The sequence below is a fragment of the Corynebacterium sp. MSK035 genome (assembly GCF_030232615.1).
GTDB classification, from domain to species: Bacteria; Actinomycetota; Actinomycetes; order Mycobacteriales; family Mycobacteriaceae; genus Corynebacterium; species Corynebacterium jeikeium_D.
The window spans coordinates 1-17,496 of the sequence record NZ_JASPJP010000023.1; the positions used below are offsets into that span (position 1 = coordinate 1).

Below are 17,496 nucleotides of genomic sequence, written 5' to 3' on the forward strand. Positions count from 1 at the left end.
AAAAGGCCCCATGAAGTAACAAACGGTGTGCCCGCCCCGCAACACGCCGAGCGGACACACTTTTTGCTACTTAACCCTTACTTAACCCCTAATCGCAGCAATAAAAAATAAAAATAACGCGACCTGCTCGCTGTCCATTCCACGGGGACGGCGCACAGGTCGCGTCATTTTTTCGAGTGCAATTGGAGGTTGCTATGACTGCAGTGGAAGAAGCTCGGATAATCAAGGGAACCGGTCTCCACCTGATGCTCATACTAACTACCACCAGCACTAATGGGAATAAGAAAACGAGAATGTTTCGTTAATCACCCCCATGATGACCATCCAAAACGCCTACCCTATCGACCCCAAAGCCCCAGGGTCCCGCCTGTCAGATATGACAAAAATAGCCATTCACCTGGCTTTGTAGGTTAGCATTACCTAACATTGCCGACTGTCGAGGATAGTCTGGATTCAATAGCAACCTCCAACCGCAACGGGGGTAGTTTTCCGGGAAGGTTGGGCACAATATCCGTCGTCAAGCGATTTCACGTCATCAATCGGGAAAAAACTTTTAAAAAAACAAGTGTCTCTCATCACACTCATGCATAATGGGGTACAACAGTCATAGTCACTATGACGATGAACCGAGGCCATCGCGTTTATCTGCAGCGTTTATCTGCGACGTACGAAAAGGCCTTAAGACAAAAATTCCACGACAATACTTCTAGGAGCATGTCATGAAGGACTTTCTGCCCCGTACTCACTTCGAAGAAGAGCACAACATGTTCCGCGACATGGTTCGCGGCTTCGTCGAGAAGGAAATCACCCCGAACGTAGAGCGCTGGCACAAGGAAGGTCAGCCGGACCGCGAGATTTTCAAGAAGGCCGGCGAGCTGGGCCTGATTGGTATGTCCACTCCGGAGGCATACGGCGGCGGCGGAGAGATGGACTTCCGCTACAACCAGGTCCTGAACGAGGAGCTCTCCAACGCTGACTGTGGCTCCATCGTCGTTTCCTTCGGCGTTCTCAACGACCTGGTCGCTCCGTACCTGGCCAAGTTCGGTAACGAAGAGCAGAAGCAGAAGTACCTGGCTTCCATGAACGCCGGCGACACCATCGGCTGCCTCGCTATGACCGAGCCGGGCGCCGGTTCTGACCTGGCAGGTATGCGCACCTTCGCCAAGAAGGACGGCGACCACTACGTCCTCAACGGCACCAAGATCTTCATCTCCAACGGCATGATGGCCGACTTCGCTCTCGTCGCAGCTATCACCGACCCATCCAAGGGCCGCGCTGGCGTCTCCATGTTCATCGTCGACGCTGATCTCGAGGGCTTCACCAAGGCTGGCCCGCTGCAGAAGGTCGGCCTGAAGGCTCAGGACACCGCTGAGCTCAACTTCGACAACGTCCGCGTTCCGGCCGAGAACCTGCTCGGCGAAGAGGGCGCTGCCTTCGGCTACCTGCGCACCAACCTCGCTCACGAGCGCCTGACCCTGGCTTGCGGCTCTGTCGCAACTTCCCGCCGCGCCTGGACCCTGGCTTACAAGTACGCTCAGGAGCGCGAGGCATTCGGTCGCCCGATTATCCAGCACCAGGTCCACGGCCACTACCTGGCTGACATCGCCACCCGCGTCACCGCCCTGCAGGCTTTCGTTGACCAGGCCGTTATGGCCCACAACGCTGGCCAGCTGGACGAGACCGGTGCTTCCATGGCCAAGTACTGGACCACCGAGGAGCAGCAGGACATCGTTACCCGCTGCCTGCAGATGTTCGGCGGCTACGGCTTCATGCTCGAGTACCCAATCTCCACTCACTACCTCGACTCCAAGGTCCAGACCATTTACGGTGGCACCAACGAGATCATGAAGGAGATCATCTTCCGTCGTATCGCCAAGGGCGGCGCAGAGTAAACAGCGCACGTCGGTCTAGCCGATTCGCCCCAAACCCCGTCAGGTCTTCCTGGCGGGGTTTTTGCATACCTCAAAGTAGGTGGCTGGCGATTATTTACGAGGCTGGATTAGAGCTCCCTTCCCCTGTGCCATACCCCTCACCAAAAAACATTACCCCCTACAAAACCGAAACTATACAATGAGATGCCCATCTCATATACTAAGATTCTGTTAGGTAATGGTGATGCACTTCACCAAATTCCCTCCTAGGCCGCGCGAGCGCGTGACCGGAGATGAAGGATTGGAGTTCCAGAGGTATGAGCACAACCAACTCGACCGCTACCCCTCAGCGAAGGGAGGTGTTTTCCACCCGAGCAGCCTTCATTTTCGCCGCTATCGGCTCGGCAGTCGGGCTTGGAAACATCTGGCGTTTCCCCTATGTCGCATATGACTCCGGCGGTGGCGCTTTCCTTATCCCCTACCTGGTCGCACTTCTGACCGCAGGTATCCCACTGCTCTTCCTCGACTTCGCCATCGGACACCGCTTCCGCGGGTCCGCACCGAAGTCGATGCGTCGGATCAAGCCCTGGGCTGAGCCAATCGGCTGGATCCAGGTCGGTATCGCCTTCTTCATTACCGTCTACTACGCCGTTATTATCGCGTGGTCCTTCATCTACGCCTGGAAGTCCATCCGCAAGAGCTGGGGCCCAGATGCCGAGACCCACTTCATGAAGGACTTCCTCCAAGTGGACACCGAGAGCGTCTTCTCTCTGGACTTCGTCCCCTCGATTTCCATCGTCCTGCTCATTGTCTGGGTACTCGTCATCGGCATTCTGGCCGCTGGTGTGGACAAGGGCATCGGCAAGGTCTCGATTATCTTCATCCCACTGTTGACCATCCTCTTCGTCGCAGTGGTCATCTACTCCCTGACGCTCGACGGCGCTGCAAAGGGCCTGGATGCATTCTTCACCCCAGACTGGTCCGCACTGACTGACTCCAGCGTATGGATTGCCGCCTACGGCCAGATCTTCTTCTCCCTGTCCGTGGCCTTCGGCATTATGCTGACCTACGCCTCCTACCTGAAGCCACGCACGAACCTCACCGGCTCCGGCCTGGTCACCGCGTTCGCAAACTCCTCCTTCGAGGTTCTCGCCGGTATCGGTGTCTTCGCCACCCTGGGCTTCATGGCAGCGCAGTCGGGTGAGGCCGTTGACGAGGTCGCAACCTCCGGTATTGGTCTTGCCTTCATCGCATTCCCGACGGTCATCTCTGAGATGCCCAAGGTCATCGGTTCGGTCTTCGGGCTGCTGTTCTTCCTCTCCCTGGCAATCGCCGGTGTGACCTCCCTGATGTCGCTGCTCGAGGTCGTTGTCTCCGCAGTAAAGGACAAGCTGAACCTCGGCCGCGTCCAGGCCACCCTCACCGTCGGTGGCGCCATGGCCGTCATCTCGCTGCTGGCCTTCCCGACCACCTCAGGTCTGGTAACCCTCGACATTGTCGATAAGTTCACCAACAACGTCGGTATCGTCCTGGTTGCACTGCTGACCATCATCGCAATCGACTGGATCCTGCGCCGCACCAACGAGTTCGCCATGCACCTCAACGCCGTCTCCTCGTTCAAGGTCGGCACCATGTGGCAGATCTTCGTCGGAAACATCACGCCGGTCATTCTCGCCGTCATCCTGTTCCAGGAGCTCATTGGACTTTTCCAGGAAAACTACGAAGGCTACTCCGACACCCAAATCGACATCTTTGGCTGGGGTGTCATCGGCGTGATTCTCATCGGCGCTCTGATTATGGCCATCCTGCCTTGGCGCGGCCAACACCGTCTCGATGGCCCTCCGGGCTCGGACTTCGGTGTGACGCCAGATTTCAAGCGGTCCTCACACCTGCCACGCAAGCACACTCCGGAAACCGAGGAGGTTTAAGCCAAATGTCCGGTATCGCAATTGTCATGATGGCACTGTTCATCATCGTCATCTGGGGCGGTCTGGCAGTCTCGCTGGTCAGCCTATCCAAGCACCCTGACGAGGTTTCCGGTGAGCTGGGAGATCACCCAGAGCTCACCAGTGAAGTACTAGGAGCACAGGAAGAGCAGTAGTTCTTCACTACTATCTCTCCCCTGCCACTCCAGGTATCTGTCTTACTCACCTACGAAATGCGGTGGTCGCTTCTCCAAGAACGCGGCCACCGCTTCCTTATGGTCGGCCGAGACCGCCAAACGAGCCTGCGCGTCCGCCTCCGCCGCAGCAGCAGCCAAGGTATCCCGGCGCAGCAGAGCCTTAATCTCCTTCAGCGCGGCCGTCGGCCCCGCCGCAAACTGGGCAGCCAACTCGCGTGCCCGAGTCGCTGGATTATCCACCACTTCGGTGACCAGGCCGAGGCTCAGGGCCTCGTCGGCAAGCACCTTCTTATCGAAGAACAACAGCTCACGCGCCTTCGCGTCGCTGACCATACGCGGCAGCAGCGCCGACATGCCACAGTCCGTGGCCAGGCCAATCGACGGGAACGCCGCCTTGAACGACGCCTTCGGGCCCGCGATACGGAAATCACAGTGCAGCGCCAACGACCAGCCGGCACCCGCCGCAGCACCTTCGATAGCTGCAATAACCGGAACGTTAATCGCGGTCAGCTCCGCGACCATCGGGTTGTACTCCTCGACAACCTTGCCCATGCCGGCGCCGGACTGCAGGTCAGAAATGTGCTCCTTCAAATCCTGGCCCGTACAAAACGCCTTCGGCCCGCCGAGCAGGATAACAGCGCGCACATCCGGCTCCTGCGCACGCTCAAAAGCGGCTTTCAGCTCCAAGCGAAGATTCTTATCCAGGGAGTTATAGGCATCCGGGCGGTCGATGGTGATGGCTAGAATGCCGTCGGAAAAGTCTTGAGTAACGTTGCTCATAACTTCGCAGGTTATCGCAATCTCCCCCGCCTCGGACGCACTTTTGCACCAAATCACCCGCCGCGAGTAACAAGGGACACATGACACTTCCACGCCCCGCCACGCCTGACGACGTCCACGAGATCGTCGACCTCATCAAAGACCTGGCGGCCTACGAAAAAGAACCCGATGCCGTCCGACTGACCCCCGAGCGCCTGCGCGAACAGCTCTTCGGGGACAACCCTGCGATTTTCTGCCACGTCGTCGACTCCACATCCGGAAATTTGGACGACAGCGCCGGTGGCGGTGATGGCGGTGTTGGTGGTGTTGCTGGCGGTGTTGGCGGTGTTGGAGGCAGCCCGCGCCTCGACGGCATTGCACTGTGGTTCCTCAACTACTCCACCTGGGAAGGCACCCACGGCATCTACCTCGAAGACCTCTACGTCCGTCCCGAGGCACGCGGCACGGGCAAGGGCAAAGCACTGCTGCAGAACCTCGCGCGAATTGCCGTGGAGCGAGGCTACTCACGTGTCGAGTGGTGCGTCCTGAAGTGGAATCAACCCTCCATCGATTTCTACCGCTCCCTCGGCGCCTTCCCCATGGACGAATGGGACACCTTCCGCCTCACCGGCAGCGCCCTGCGTGACTTCGGGGCGTAACAGACGGCAGCGCGTGGTGCGGCGGTACGGCGGTGCAGCTGCGCTGCGTTTGCGCGGTGAAAAGTCCGGATGTGGATAACTGCTAAACCGGCTGACTTATCCACAGCCTGCCCCCATAGGCGTTGTCCCCCTACATCCGGACTTTTACCTTCAAAGGCATGACAGTTCTTGGGACGCTCGCCGCACTGGCCTCGCGCGGAATGGACACGCTGGCGGAACTCCACGCCGCGCGTCCCGACGGCCACGACGCCACCTCCCACCTGGCGGCAACCCTCGGCCTTGACCCGGCGCGCCTCCGGCTTTTGCTACGCGTCGCCGCCCACTACCTCCAACCCGCTGACACCGAGGAAAACACCAAAGCCCGCGAAGATGCCACCGCCCTTGCGCGCCAGCTCGGCCTCAGCCTGGACACCTGCGTGCTTATCGACAAGCGCAGCCGCCAAGCCAACAACGCCGAACTCCACGACAACCTCCGCCTCACATTCGTCGCTGCCGCCGAACGCCTCGGCTTCGAAGAACTCGATCTCTACATGCGGGAAACTCTCACCGAGCTCAACACCGAAGACGAGCCACCCCAGCATCTGCGCGCCCGATTTTCCCGGAAGGTAGACATCCGGGGAATGAAGCACTTCCACATCTCCGGCCCCTCGGATATGCTCGACAATCTCCTGTCGCCGCTTACCATCCGTGCCGCAGAAATCCGGAAGTCCCATCCGGAGTTTTCCCACGACCGCTGCGTCGGCCAAGCGCTTGCCGAGCGCCTCGAGCATGCCGATGCCGCAACGCCCGTCGACAAGCTCGATGAAATGCGCTACCAACCCGCCATCATCATCACCGCACAAGACCTCATCGACTACAGCCCGCGATTCGCCGCCACCACCAACGGCTCTGCGCTCGCCCCCGACGTCTTCCTCAACGCCCTACTCGCCGACACCGGGTGGGCCGTGCTTTACGACGAACACAGCGCCATTACGGACTTATTTCCCATCGGCAACCCCCGCCTGGCGACTGAAGAGCAGCGCATCGCGATGCTCATCGACAACCCCATCTGCGCCTGGCCCGGCTGTGAACGCCCCGCCTATAGCGGACAAGCGCACCACCTAGTCGCCCACAAACACGGCGGCACAACCACGCTGGACAACCTCACCATGGTCTGCCGCGAACACAACGGGCTTAACGACGACGACCGGGAAGGACGCAACGGCCACCTCGAACGCATCCCCACATCCGGACATATTCGATGGCGCCCACCTGACAAGACTCGGCCGCCGCTGTTTAGCAACTCATTCGTGACATCAATGTCCGGGAGGTCCTACGCCGGATACCGGGCAGGCACGACGAAACAGCTCGGGCCGGAGCCACCACCTCCGGACCAAAACCCGGATGTACGGGAAAACCCGTCCTAGCGCACTGCTAGAACGGGTACTTGCGCTGCAAAAACGCAGAATTAGATGAGGTTCCAGTCCTCGATGCCGTCGTAAAGCGGGAATTCCTGAGCAATCTTCGAAACACGAGCACGCAGGGAGTCAACATCCGCATTCTTGCCGGCGGCGAGAGCAGTACCGATGACATCGGCGACCTCGGTGAAGGCCTTCTCGTCGAGACCACGGGTGGCCAGCGCCGGAGTACCGATACGAAGTCCGGATGTAACCATCGGAGGACGCGGGTCAAACGGAACAGCATTGCGGTTGACGGTAATGCCAACAGCGTGGAGCAGATCCTCGGCCTCCTGGCCGTTCATCTCAGAATTGCGCAGATCCGCCAGAACCAGGTGGACATCGGTGCCGCCAGTGAGAACATCGACGCCAGCCTCGGCGCAGTCGGAAGCGGTGAGACGCTCAGCCAGAATGCGGGCACCAGCCAGAGTGCGCTCCTGGCGCTCCTTGAACTCCTCGGTACCAGCAATCTTCAGCGCCACGGCCTTGCCGGCGATGGCGTGCATCAGCGGACCCCCCTGCTGCCCCGGGAAAACAGCGGAGTTCAGCTTCTTGGCGTACTCCTGCTTAGCCAAAATCATGCCCGAACGAGGACCACCGAGGGTCTTGTGAACGGTAGTCGACACAACGTCAGAATGCGGAACCGGCGACGGGTGCAGACCGGCGGCAACCAGGCCTGCGAAGTGCGCCATGTCCGTCCACAACTTCGCACCGACCTCATCGGCGATGGAACGGAAAGCTTCGAAGTCGAGGTGGCGCGGGTACGCCGACCAACCTGCGATGAGAACATCCGGCTTTTCTGCGAGCGCCTGCTCACGCACCTTGTCCATATCGATCCGCATGGTGTCCTTGTCCACACCGTATGCGGCGACGTGGTAGAGCTTGCCGGAGAAGTTAAGCTTCATGCCGTGGGTCAGGTGACCGCCGTGTGCCAGGTCGAGGCCCATAATCTTGTCGCCGGCGTTGATCAGCGCATGCAGAACGGCAGCGTTTGCCTGCGCACCTGCGTGTGGCTGAACGTTGGCGAACTCAGCGCCGAAGAGCTCCTTGGCACGGTTGCGTGCCATGTCCTCGACGACGTCGACGTATTCGCAGCCGCCGTAGTAACGACGACCCGGGTAGCCTTCGGCGTACTTGTTGGTCAGAACCGAGCCCTGAGCTTGCAGCACTGCACGTGGAACAAAGTTCTCACTGGCAATCATTTCGAGCATGTCACGCTGACGAGAGAGCTCCCCTGCCATTGCCTCTGCGAGGTCGGGATCGAGTTCACGCAGCGATTGGTAGCGGACATCGTTATTGTTAGACCCGGTCATGAGTAGGTTTTCGACCTTTCAATGAAACTTCAATGCCACAGGCCATGCTAGCCCTTTATGGGGCAAACCACGAAAGCAGCACCATTCAGGTATGCCCCCTTTATTGACTCGTTTTCCGGTTTTCGGCACCCCCTTGGCACAATTGGAAGTATGACGCGCGCAACATCCCCCAGCCCGTACGTCGAGTTCAAACGCGAGCAGTGGCGCGAAATGCGCAAGAATATGCCTCTGGTGCTGACGGAAGAGGAAGCTGAACGACTTTCCGGTATCGGTGAAAACATCGACCTGGACGAAGTCGCCGAGGTCTATCTTCCGCTTTCTCGTCTGATTCACATGCGTGTGGCGGCGCATCGGGAGCTGAACGCCGTAACGTCGAACTTCCTTGGGGAAAATCCTTCGAAGGGGGCGTCGGTGCCGTTTATTATCGGCGTCGCGGGTTCGGTGGCGGTCGGCAAGTCAACGACGGCGCGTTTGCTGCAGGTGCTGCTCGAGCGCTGGGAGACTAATCCGCGGGTGGACTTGGTTACTACTGATGGCTTCCTCTACCCTTCTGAGGAATTGAATCGCCGTGGGATTATGCAGCGCAAGGGGTATCCGGAGTCGTATGATCAGCGTGCGTTGATGCGGTTTGTCACGGCGGTGAAGTCGGGGGCGCGGCATGTGAAGGCGCCGGTGTATTCACACACGCTCTATGACCGGGTGCCGGATGAGTTCGTCGATGTTGACCGTCCGGACATTCTCATTCTCGAGGGGCTCAACGTTTTGCAGACGGGCCCGACGCTGATGATTTCCGATCTTTTCGATTTCAGTGTCTACGTCGATGCCCCGCGCGCGGACATCGAGCGTTGGTACATCAGCCGTTTCCTCCGTCTCCGCCAGACAGCGTTTCGCGCTCCGGGCGCGCACTTCGCGGATTACGCCACGCTTGACGACGAAGCTGCGGCCGAGGTAGCCCGACGCATTTGGCAGCAGGTGAACTTGCCGAACCTTACGGAAAACATTTTGCCGACTCGAGTGCGGGCGTCATTAGTTCTGACGAAGTCGCGGGACCACAAGGTTTCGAGGGTCCGGATGCGCAAACTCTAACATCCGGAAATTTTTCCGGATGTAGGGAGGTTATTTGCCGAAGCGGCGCGAGCGCTGCGAAAAGTCTCGAAGTGCGCGGAGGAAGTCGATGCGGCGGAACTCGGGCCAGTAGGTATCGGTGAACCAAATCTCGGAGTAGGCGGTTTGCCAGAGGAGGAAGCCGCTGAGCCGCTGTTCTCCGGAAGTGCGGATGACTAGATCGGGGTCCGGTTGTCCGGATGTGTAGAGGCGGCGAGAAATGGCATCGGTGGTGATGCGCTCCTCAAGCTCGGAAGCATCGATTCCCTCGGCGACTGATTCCCGGATGATTCTGCGTACTGCGTCGACGATTTCCTGCCGGCCGCCGTAGCCAACGGCGATGTTGACCTGGATGCCGGTGTTGTTCGCGGTGACTTCTTCGTCGTGACGCAGCCGGGCGGTCATTCTTTCCGGAAGGAGCTCGAGGTGGCCGACCATGCGCAGGCGCACGTCGTTAGGCGATTGCGCCAATTCGTCGACGACGTCGGCGATGATGTCGAACAGTAATTCCAGCTCTTCGGGGTCTCGCCCGAGGTTTTCGGTGGAGAGCAGGTAGATGGTGACCAGCTCGATTTCCTGCTCGGCGCACCAGCCGACGAATTCTGCGATTTTGCGGGAGCCGACGCGGTGGCCGTGGCTGACGTCGGTGAATCCAGCCTCCCTCGCCCAGCGGCGGTTGCCATCGGCCATGATGGCAACGTGCTTGGGGCGAGGTTTTCCTTCTAGCTCTTGGGCTAGTTTGCGCTCGTAGAGCGGATAGGCGATCCGCCGGAGTGAGGACGGCTGGTTTTCTTTCACATATGTAACCCTACCCAATGGGCACGGCCACTTTGTGCTTAGTCGCGTGCCTGCCGACGCTTCCGAACTTCTGCCGCAAGCGTACGCAGCAGCCGGTCGGTGGTTTCCCAATCCATGCACGCATCGGTGACGGACTTGCCGTATACGAGGCCCTTACGACCATCGGTAATTTTTTGCGCGCCGGCTTCGAGGAAGGACTCCATCATGATGCCGGTGATGCGCTCGTCGCCGCCCCCGATGAGCTTGCCGAGCTCCTCAACGACCTCGGCCTGGCGCACCTCGGATTTTCCGGAATTGGCGTGGGAGGCATCCACCATGATGCTGACGGTTTGCTCGGCCTTGTTCAGGCGCGCTTCGGCGTCGTTAAGCGATTCTTCGTCCCAGTTCGGGCCGGAGGTGCCACCGCGGAGGATGATGTGGCAGTTGTGGTTGCCGGCGGTTTCGACAACGGCGGCGCGGCCTTGGTCGTTCATGCCGAAGAAGAAGTGCGGGTTTGCTGCGGAGACCAGCGAGTCCACGGCGACCTGGACGTTGCCGTCGGTGCCGTTCTTGAAGCCGATGGGCACGGAAAGTCCGGAAGCGAGCTGACGATGGACCTGCGACTCCGTGGTGCGCGCACCAATTGCACCCCAGGAGACGGCGTCGGAAATGTACTGCGGGCTGTTGGGCTCGAGGAATTCGGCGCCGGCGGGCAGGCCGGTGCGCAGGACCTCGATGAGTACCTCGCGGGCCATGTGCAGGCCCTTGTTGATTTTGAAGGAGCTATCCAGGTCGGGGTCGTTGATGAGTCCCTTCCAGCCGACGGTGGTGCGCGGCTTTTCGAAGTAGACGCGCATGACGACCAGTAGGTCCTCGTCGAGCTCATCGGCGGTGGCCTTCAGGCGGCGGGCGTAGTCGATGGCGGCCTCGGGGTCGTGGATGGAGCACGGGCCGACAACGACCAGCAGACGATCGTCTTCACGGGCGATGATGCGAGCGATGTCGAGTCGCGACTGCTCCACTTCGTTAACTAGGTTCGGGGTCAGTGGCTGTTTGGCCATGACCTCTTCTGGGGAGGGCAGGTCGTGGAAGGCTACGACGCGGCGGTTCGCGGTCGAGGCGGGGGCTTCGAGGGAAGTTGGAGGGGTCATCTGAGGTCTCTTTTCTCTGGGTGATTAGTTGCGCATTTTGGCTGTAGATACGACAAAAGGCAGCGCCCCCGATTGGTTGGGGCTGCTGCCTTTGGCTCCGGTTGGTGGCGACGTGACGATTAGCCGCCGGCTGTGACTAGGTCGTCACTGCCTCCGGAGCCTTCGAAAAATAAAATCGCCACATACGCATGTGCTTGACTGTAGCGCACTGCCTAGAATCCCGCAATTCGAACTCCAAATCCCGCTACATGGGACGCAATCAGGGGTGCACACATCGCCCGTCGTCAAGCGGCGAGCACATGCCTTGACGCTAACTACTCCGCTTCACGACGCTGCTCTGCTGCAGCCATCGCTTTATCCACGGCCTCGGAATCGAAGGGATCCATACCGTGCGCCTCGGCAAACTTCCGGCGGGCGGCCATGCGCTTCGCGCGCCGCGAGAGATCCCAGCCGAGAGCCAGGATGACGATGAGCAAAACGACAATGATGAGCAGGCCAATAGGAGAGGCCTTACCGAAGTCAGCACCCCGCGGACCAGTGGGGTTCTGCGCCAGGAAAATTGTCGTGCGAGCCGCCAAGGCATCGAAGCTTTCAATCATGAGTTCCAGCTTAGCGTTAATTCCGGACTATTCCGCGTCGGGGCCGATACCGGCGAAGAGATCAGTCTCTGGCAGCTCGGCCTGCACGCGAGTGCGGGCCAGTTCGAATTCCTCGGTCGGCCAAACGCGCTGCTGAATGTCTACCGGCACGGCGAAGAATGGCCCATTCGGATCAATCTGCGTGGCGTGCGACAGCAGCGCCTGGTCCCGCTGCTGGAAGTAATCGCCGCACTCGACCTGTGTGGTCACGCGGGTCATGATGTCGCCGGGAGTCTTAGTCCAACGGCGGAAGGACTCGGCCAGCGGACTTTCCAAGCCGTTGTCACGGTAGTAGTTATCCAGCGCGATGAGGCGCGCCTTGATGAAACCGTGGGTGTAGTAGAGCTTGGAAATCTCCCATGGTTCACCGAGTTCGGGGTACTTATCCGTTCCGGACTCCAGCCAAGCGCGCATGGACACGATGTGGGTCATGATGTGGTCCGGGTGCGGGTAACCACCGTTTTCGTCGTAAGTAATGACAACGTGCGGGCGGAATTCCCGGATGGTCCGAATGAGAGGCTTGGTCGCATCCTCGACCGATTGGCGCGCAAACACACCGTGCGACAGCACCGGCACCGGGTTACCCGCAGGCAGACCGGAGTCGGTAAAGCCGAGCCACTCATGTTCAACGCCGAGAATCTCAGCGGCTGCAGCCATTTCGTGAACGCGCACCGCGGCGATATTCTCCCGCACCTCCGGCCGATCCATCGCCGGGTTGAGAATGCTACCGGCCTCACCGCCGGTGCAGGTCACCACTTTGACGCGATGCCCTTCCGCCACATATCGGGCCATTGTTGCGGCGCCCTTGCTCGATTCGTCATCAGGATGAGCGTGAATCGCCATCAGACGAAGTGCCAATTGAAGTCACTCCCGCTACTATCTCAGTCCATGTTTTCTGGCCGAGGCCGGGGCCCTTCGACCGCAACGATGCTACTACAGCACCGTTTCAATACCGCCCCACTATAGCGCTGCACCATCATATGACCACGCAGCATCGCTACTCGGTGGAACAACATAGCAGCAGGACACTGCGCCACACCAGAAAGATTGTTTAACTGTCAACATTTTACCACGTCGACCAAGAACTCCGATAGGCTAAAAAGCATGGCTGAAAGTTCGGAGCGAAACACCCGAAATACCGCAGCGCCGAAGCGACAGCGCGAGCGCTATGGGGATAATAATCGCACTCTCCCCGCAAAATTGGTTGTCATCGCTATTGTTGGCATGCTCGTCATCGCCGGCGCATACATCTTCGTTCAGATGAACCGCGTCTCCGCCCCGGATGTCTCTGCAACGCAAGCGGGCTGGAGCCGCACTCCAGGTAAGGAAGATGAGCAGTTCATCTTCACGCTGGACGTCACCCGCGAAAAGCCGGAGCTGGATAGCTACTGCATTATCTACGCGCTGAACTATGACGTGGCAGAGGTCGGTCGTCGCGACGTATTCATCCCGGGCGGCGGCCCCGCTACGGTGCGTATGGACGTCCCCATTGCCACCCGCGAGTTGGCCGTCGCAGGCGATGTCTACGGCTGCTCCACCGACATTCCGGAGTTCCTCGCACCTGCTAAGTAACCTCCTTTCGCAACCGAGGATTATGTGCTTCCACGGCACGTCGTAAAGCGTGCGCAACAACACTCCGACGCGCCTGTTATTGCCATGTGGCGTGACAGTGCTATCCTGTGACGCAGCCGACGGCCCCACGCGGGGCCGCTTTTGTATTAAATAGCCAAAACACAGGAGGAACCATGACTGAGGCAAAGAACAATAGCCCATGGCTCACCCAGGAGTCCTACGACAAGCTCAAGGCCGAGCTTGAGGCGCTATATGAAAACCGCCCGGTCATCGCCGCCGAGATTAACGAGCGCCGCGAAGAGGGCGACTTGAAGGAAAACGCCGGCTACGATGCCGCCCGCGAGCAGCAGGGACAGGAAGAGGCACGCATCCGCTACCTCGAAGACCTGCTCCAGCGCGCCACTGTCGGCGAGATTCCACAGGAGTCCGGTGTGGCTCTGGTCGGCACCGTGGTCCACGTCTACTACGACGGCGACGAAGACGACACCGAGACCTTCCTCATCGGTACCCGTGGCGCTGACTCCTCCAACCCGAACCTGGAGACCTACTCCACCGATTCCCCGCTGGGCAAGGCTCTGGTCGGCGCTAAGGAGGGCGAGACCCGCACTTACGCTTCCCCGAGCGGCGACGAAGTGTCTGTCACTGTGGTCAAGGCTGAGCCGTACGACCCGGAGATGGACGCCTAAGCGCTCCCGGCGTTAGACCGCCTCAACCCAGGCGGCAACTTCGGGCCACAGTGCCCGATTCTTGGACCGATAGAAGCCCATATGGCCTATCGGTCCATTTTTTGTGCCCTCTCCCGCTTCGATATCGCGCTTTACGACGTCACACTGCACAGCCCTATCGGTCAATACGTCGACTGCCAACAACAAAGCGCCGGCCAACCCGTAATAACGGGCTACCCGGCGCTTGTGCGTTAGTTAGTTTTCTAGCGTTTAGTCCCTGAAGTAGGACAGCAGACGCAGAATCTCGGTGTAGAGCCAGACCAGGGTCACAGCCAGACCGAGGGCGACACCCCAGGCGTACTGAGCCGGAGCGCCAGCGCGAACCAGGCGATCAGCCTGATCGAAGTCAATCAGGAAGCTGAAGGCTGCCAGGCCGATGCAGACCAGAGAGAAGATGATCGACAGCATGCCGCCGTCACGCAGCGGGAAGCCCAGGCCGAACAGGGAGAGCACCAGGTTGCCCAGCATGAGGACCAGGACACCAATCAGAGCCGCACTCATAAAACGGGTGAACTTCGGGGTCACGCGGATAGCGCCCGACTTGTAGACGAAGAGCATACCGATGAAGACACCCAGGGTAGCCAGCACGGCCTGCATAATCAGCGCACCAGCGGCAACGCCCTGAATTGGAGCAGTGAACATGAAGCTGATGCCACCGACGAAGAGGCCCTCGAAGGCCGCGTAGGTGAGGGTAACCGGCGCGGAGCCGTACTTCTTGCCGAAGGTGGAAACCAAAACAGTAATCAGACCACCGATGGCGCCGACAATGGTCAGAATCATGGCCAGGCTGGTGGAGACACTGACGGCAATGAAGAAATTGACCGCAGCCAAAACGATGATGGTTGCCAGCGTGATGCCGGTCTTGGAAACGACATCGTCGACCGTCATCGGACGGTAGTCGGCGGCAACCTGCGACTGGTACGGGTTATCCCCGTAGCCAGCGCCCATCTGACCTTGGCCGTAGTGATGTGCGCCCGCCTGTCCGCGGGCGACGGTCTTAGTAAGTGAACTGAATGCAGGATTGCTGCTTTCGCGCACGTCGTCCTTCTTTCTTTTCTCAGTTTTTCTTACGTTTTGTATTCAGGCACACGCGCTTACGTTTGCCTACACTTTCTACAACGGGCGATGTAAAGGTATTGTTCCCAACCCTGAAAAACAGTTAGTATCAAGGTAATTCCTCGCCTGCTGGCGGTGATTTTGTAATCGCGGAAAAACTCACAGTCGCCAGGCGTGGGCACCACATGAGTGATTATGAAACAGGAGGTTGGTCAAGATGTCTGATGGCCTTGACTACGATCCGGATACCACTGGTGATTTCGACGAGACCACGCTCGATGGCTCAGAGGGACTCGATGGCGACTTCCTCACCGGTGATGGCGAGAATTATGTAATGGATCCGCCGGACCGCTGGCGGGGCGCTTCTCCGCATGACACTCTCGGCAAGCGGTTGGCCGAGGAAAAGCCGGACATCGACGTCGACGACGATCTGGATGATGACCCGGAGATGCGCTACGGCGATGTCGACGGCCACGAACCGTTCGAGTTCGGCAACGATGGCCCGCGCGACCCGGACCGCAACCGTCGGATGGGCTGGACTACTTACTAAAGTTTTCTAAGTTTTTGTAGTTTTGCCAAATTTACTATCTCGGGGCGCCGCGCAACAGTAGTATCTGTGCCATGACAGCATCTACTGCTACGACAAACCGAACTACCATCCGCAATCCGCTTAACGACGAGCTCGTTGCCCGCCTTCTTCAGCGCGTCACGGTAGCTGATAAGTCGAAGACCGCCACTATCTCGGCGCCATTTACCGGCCAGGAGCTGGCGCAGATTCCTGTCGGTACCCAGGCCGATGTCGACGAGGCCTTCAAGCGTGCCCGTGCGGCGCAGAAGAAGTGGGCCCGCATGGCACCGGAAAAGCGCGGCGAAGTGCTGCACCACTTCCACGACCTGCTCTTTACCCACTGCGACCAGGTGCTGGACCTGCTGCAGGCCGAGACCGGCAAGAACCGCGCCAGTGCCCACGAGGAGCTCGTACACACCGCTATCACCGCCCGCTACTACGGCAATCAGGGCCCGAAACTGCTTGAGCCGAAGCGAGCACACGGTGCTGTCCCAGTACTTTCCAAGACCACCGTCTACCACCACCCAAAGGGCGTCGTCGGTGTTATTGCTCCGTGGAATTACCCACTGACTCTCGCGGTTTCCGACGCGCTGGCTGCACTGATGGCTGGTAACGCCATCGTGCTCAAGCCGGACAGCACCACTCCGTTTACCGCTCTCTTCGCTGTCGATTTGCTCTACCGCGCTGGTCTTCCGGAGGATCTCTTCCAGGTCATTCCAGGCCCAGGTCGCGTTGTCGGCCAGGGCATTGTCGGCCAGTGCGACTTCCTGATGTTCACCGGCTCCTCCGAGACCGGCCGCTCACTGGCACAGCAGTGCGGCGAGCGCCTGATTAGTTTCTCCGCGGAGCTCGGCGGCAAGAACCCGCTGATTGTCGCTGAGGATGCCAACATCAACCGCGCGGTCGAGGGCGCGCGCATCGGCTGCTTCACCAACTCCGGTCACCTGTGCGTGTCCATTGAGCGAATCTATGTCGTGGACTCCGTCTGGGACGAATTCGTCCCGGCATTCACCGACCGCGTGAAGGCAATGTCCATCGGCGCTGGCTACGAGTGGGAAACCGAAATGGGCTGCCTGCAGTCTCAGGGCCAGTTCGACATCGTCAAGTCCATGGTCGACGAGGCCATCGAGGCCGGCGCCACTGTACTGGCCGGTGGTCGTCCTCGCCCGGATCTAGGACCGCTGTTCTACGAGCCGACCGTGCTTACCGACGTCCCGGAGGGCGTCGCCCTGCTGACCGAAGAGGTATTCGGCCCGGTGGTAGTCCTCCAGCGTGTCTCGGACGTCCATGAGGCTATCGCCAAGTCCAACGATTCCCGTTATGGCCTCAACGCTTCGCTGTGGACCTCCCCGCGTCGCGCAAAGGAGCTGGCTCCACAGCTTGAGGCCGGTACCGTCAATGTCAACGATGGTTTTGCTGCGGCCTTCGCGTCTGTCGATGCCCCGATGGGTGGTTTCAAGGATTCGGGTGTGGGCCGTCGTCAAGCAGCGGGCGGCCTGCTGAAGTACACCGATGAGCAGACAGTGACCGTGCAGCGCCTTTCCCCTGTGTCGATGCCACAGATGCCGCGTGAGCTGTACTCGAAGGTGTTCAACACGGCACTTGTCCTCGGCAAGAAGTTCAACGTCCTGCCGTAATCCGCATGTAGCGCGCACAGATAGCAAACGGGGGTTAAGTAGCAAAAAGTGTGTCCGCTCGGCGTGTTGCGGGGCGGGCACACCGTTTGTTACTTCATGGGGCCTTTT

At 59.6% G+C, this 17,496-nt stretch carries 17 protein-coding genes; 10 read left to right on the forward strand and 7 right to left on the reverse strand.

Features of this window, described 5'->3' with window-relative positions:
* Positions 1-719: 719 nt before the first annotated feature.
* The 3 genes from QP978_RS10215 to metS all read left to right on the forward strand — a co-directional run bounded on the left by QP978_RS10215 (position 720) and on the right by metS (position 3,972).
* Complete coding sequence (locus QP978_RS10215; RefSeq protein WP_005510658.1) at positions 720-1,892, forward strand: acyl-CoA dehydrogenase family protein; 1,173 nt, start codon at positions 720-722, stop codon at positions 1,890-1,892.
* A 296-nt stretch (positions 1,893-2,188) separates the two neighbouring features.
* Complete coding sequence (locus tag QP978_RS10220) at positions 2,189-3,799, forward strand: sodium-dependent transporter (RefSeq protein WP_049172268.1); 1,611 nt, start codon at positions 2,189-2,191, stop codon at positions 3,797-3,799.
* Between the two features lie 5 nt (positions 3,800-3,804).
* Complete coding sequence (metS, locus tag QP978_RS10225; protein ID WP_048733989.1) at positions 3,805-3,972, forward strand: methionine/alanine import NSS transporter subunit MetS; 168 nt, start codon at positions 3,805-3,807, stop codon at positions 3,970-3,972.
* 42 nt (positions 3,973-4,014) lie between these two features.
* Here metS and QP978_RS10230 read toward each other — a convergent pair whose 3' ends face one another.
* A complete protein-coding gene (locus tag QP978_RS10230) occupies positions 4,015-4,773 on the reverse strand; it encodes an enoyl-CoA hydratase-related protein (protein WP_049172266.1) in 759 nt (252 codons plus the stop codon).
* An 80-nt stretch (positions 4,774-4,853) separates the two neighbouring features.
* Between QP978_RS10230 and QP978_RS10235 the strand changes: the two genes are divergently transcribed.
* Both QP978_RS10235 and QP978_RS10240 read left to right on the forward strand, forming a co-directional pair.
* Positions 4,854-5,411, forward strand: a complete 558-nt coding sequence (locus QP978_RS10235; RefSeq protein ID WP_284857144.1) for a GNAT family N-acetyltransferase — start codon at positions 4,854-4,856, stop codon at positions 5,409-5,411.
* A gap of 158 nt (positions 5,412-5,569) precedes the next feature.
* Positions 5,570-6,817: an HNH endonuclease signature motif containing protein gene (locus QP978_RS10240; protein WP_239660041.1), complete on the forward strand. Its 1,248-nt coding sequence runs from the start codon at positions 5,570-5,572 to the stop codon at positions 6,815-6,817.
* 41 nt (positions 6,818-6,858) lie between these two features.
* Here the strand turns inward: QP978_RS10240 and glyA are convergent, their stop codons facing one another.
* Entirely contained in the window at positions 6,859-8,160 is a 1,302-nt protein-coding gene (glyA, locus tag QP978_RS10245; protein ID WP_005510713.1) for a serine hydroxymethyltransferase, read from the reverse strand.
* Positions 8,161-8,310: 150 nt separating this feature from the next.
* On the opposite strand from glyA, the gene coaA reads away from it, so the two are divergent.
* Entirely contained in the window at positions 8,311-9,246 is a 936-nt protein-coding gene (gene coaA, locus QP978_RS10250; protein ID WP_042388837.1) for a type I pantothenate kinase, read from the forward strand.
* 30 nt (positions 9,247-9,276) lie between these two features.
* Here the strand turns inward: coaA and QP978_RS10255 are convergent, their stop codons facing one another.
* The 4 genes from QP978_RS10255 to mca all read right to left on the reverse strand — a co-directional run bounded on the left by QP978_RS10255 (position 9,277) and on the right by mca (position 12,673).
* A complete protein-coding gene (locus tag QP978_RS10255; RefSeq protein ID WP_016423188.1) occupies positions 9,277-10,062 on the reverse strand; it encodes an isoprenyl transferase in 786 nt (261 codons plus the stop codon).
* A gap of 38 nt (positions 10,063-10,100) precedes the next feature.
* Positions 10,101-11,192, reverse strand: a complete 1,092-nt coding sequence (locus QP978_RS10260) for a 3-deoxy-7-phosphoheptulonate synthase (protein WP_070600924.1) — start codon at positions 11,190-11,192, stop codon at positions 10,101-10,103.
* Positions 11,193-11,506: 314 nt separating this feature from the next.
* Complete coding sequence (locus QP978_RS10265; protein WP_048733974.1) at positions 11,507-11,791, reverse strand: hypothetical protein; 285 nt, start codon at positions 11,789-11,791, stop codon at positions 11,507-11,509.
* Positions 11,792-11,818: 27 nt separating this feature from the next.
* The gene (gene mca / locus QP978_RS10270; RefSeq protein WP_284857145.1) at positions 11,819-12,673 is read right to left on the reverse strand and encodes a mycothiol conjugate amidase Mca; all 855 of its coding nucleotides are present in this window, start codon (positions 12,671-12,673) and stop codon (positions 11,819-11,821) included.
* 261 nt (positions 12,674-12,934) lie between these two features.
* Between mca and QP978_RS10275 the strand changes: the two genes are divergently transcribed.
* The gene (locus QP978_RS10275; RefSeq protein ID WP_049192848.1) at positions 12,935-13,402 is read left to right on the forward strand and encodes a DUF4307 domain-containing protein; all 468 of its coding nucleotides are present in this window, start codon (positions 12,935-12,937) and stop codon (positions 13,400-13,402) included.
* A gap of 173 nt (positions 13,403-13,575) precedes the next feature.
* Positions 13,576-14,088 (forward strand): transcription elongation factor GreA, encoded by a 513-nt coding sequence (greA, locus tag QP978_RS10280; RefSeq protein ID WP_048733968.1) that lies wholly within the window; start codon positions 13,576-13,578, stop codon positions 14,086-14,088.
* Between the two features lie 249 nt (positions 14,089-14,337).
* Here the strand turns inward: greA and QP978_RS10285 are convergent, their stop codons facing one another.
* Positions 14,338-15,165, reverse strand: coding sequence for a Bax inhibitor-1/YccA family protein (locus tag QP978_RS10285; RefSeq protein WP_048733966.1), 828 nt, complete (start codon positions 15,163-15,165; stop codon positions 14,338-14,340).
* A 235-nt stretch (positions 15,166-15,400) separates the two neighbouring features.
* On the opposite strand from QP978_RS10285, the gene QP978_RS10290 reads away from it, so the two are divergent.
* Entirely contained in the window at positions 15,401-15,733 is a 333-nt protein-coding gene (locus QP978_RS10290; protein ID WP_048733964.1) for a hypothetical protein, read from the forward strand.
* A 71-nt stretch (positions 15,734-15,804) separates the two neighbouring features.
* Complete coding sequence (locus QP978_RS10295; RefSeq protein WP_049190697.1) at positions 15,805-17,388, forward strand: succinic semialdehyde dehydrogenase; 1,584 nt, start codon at positions 15,805-15,807, stop codon at positions 17,386-17,388.
* The last annotated feature ends 108 nt before the right edge of the window (positions 17,389-17,496 follow it).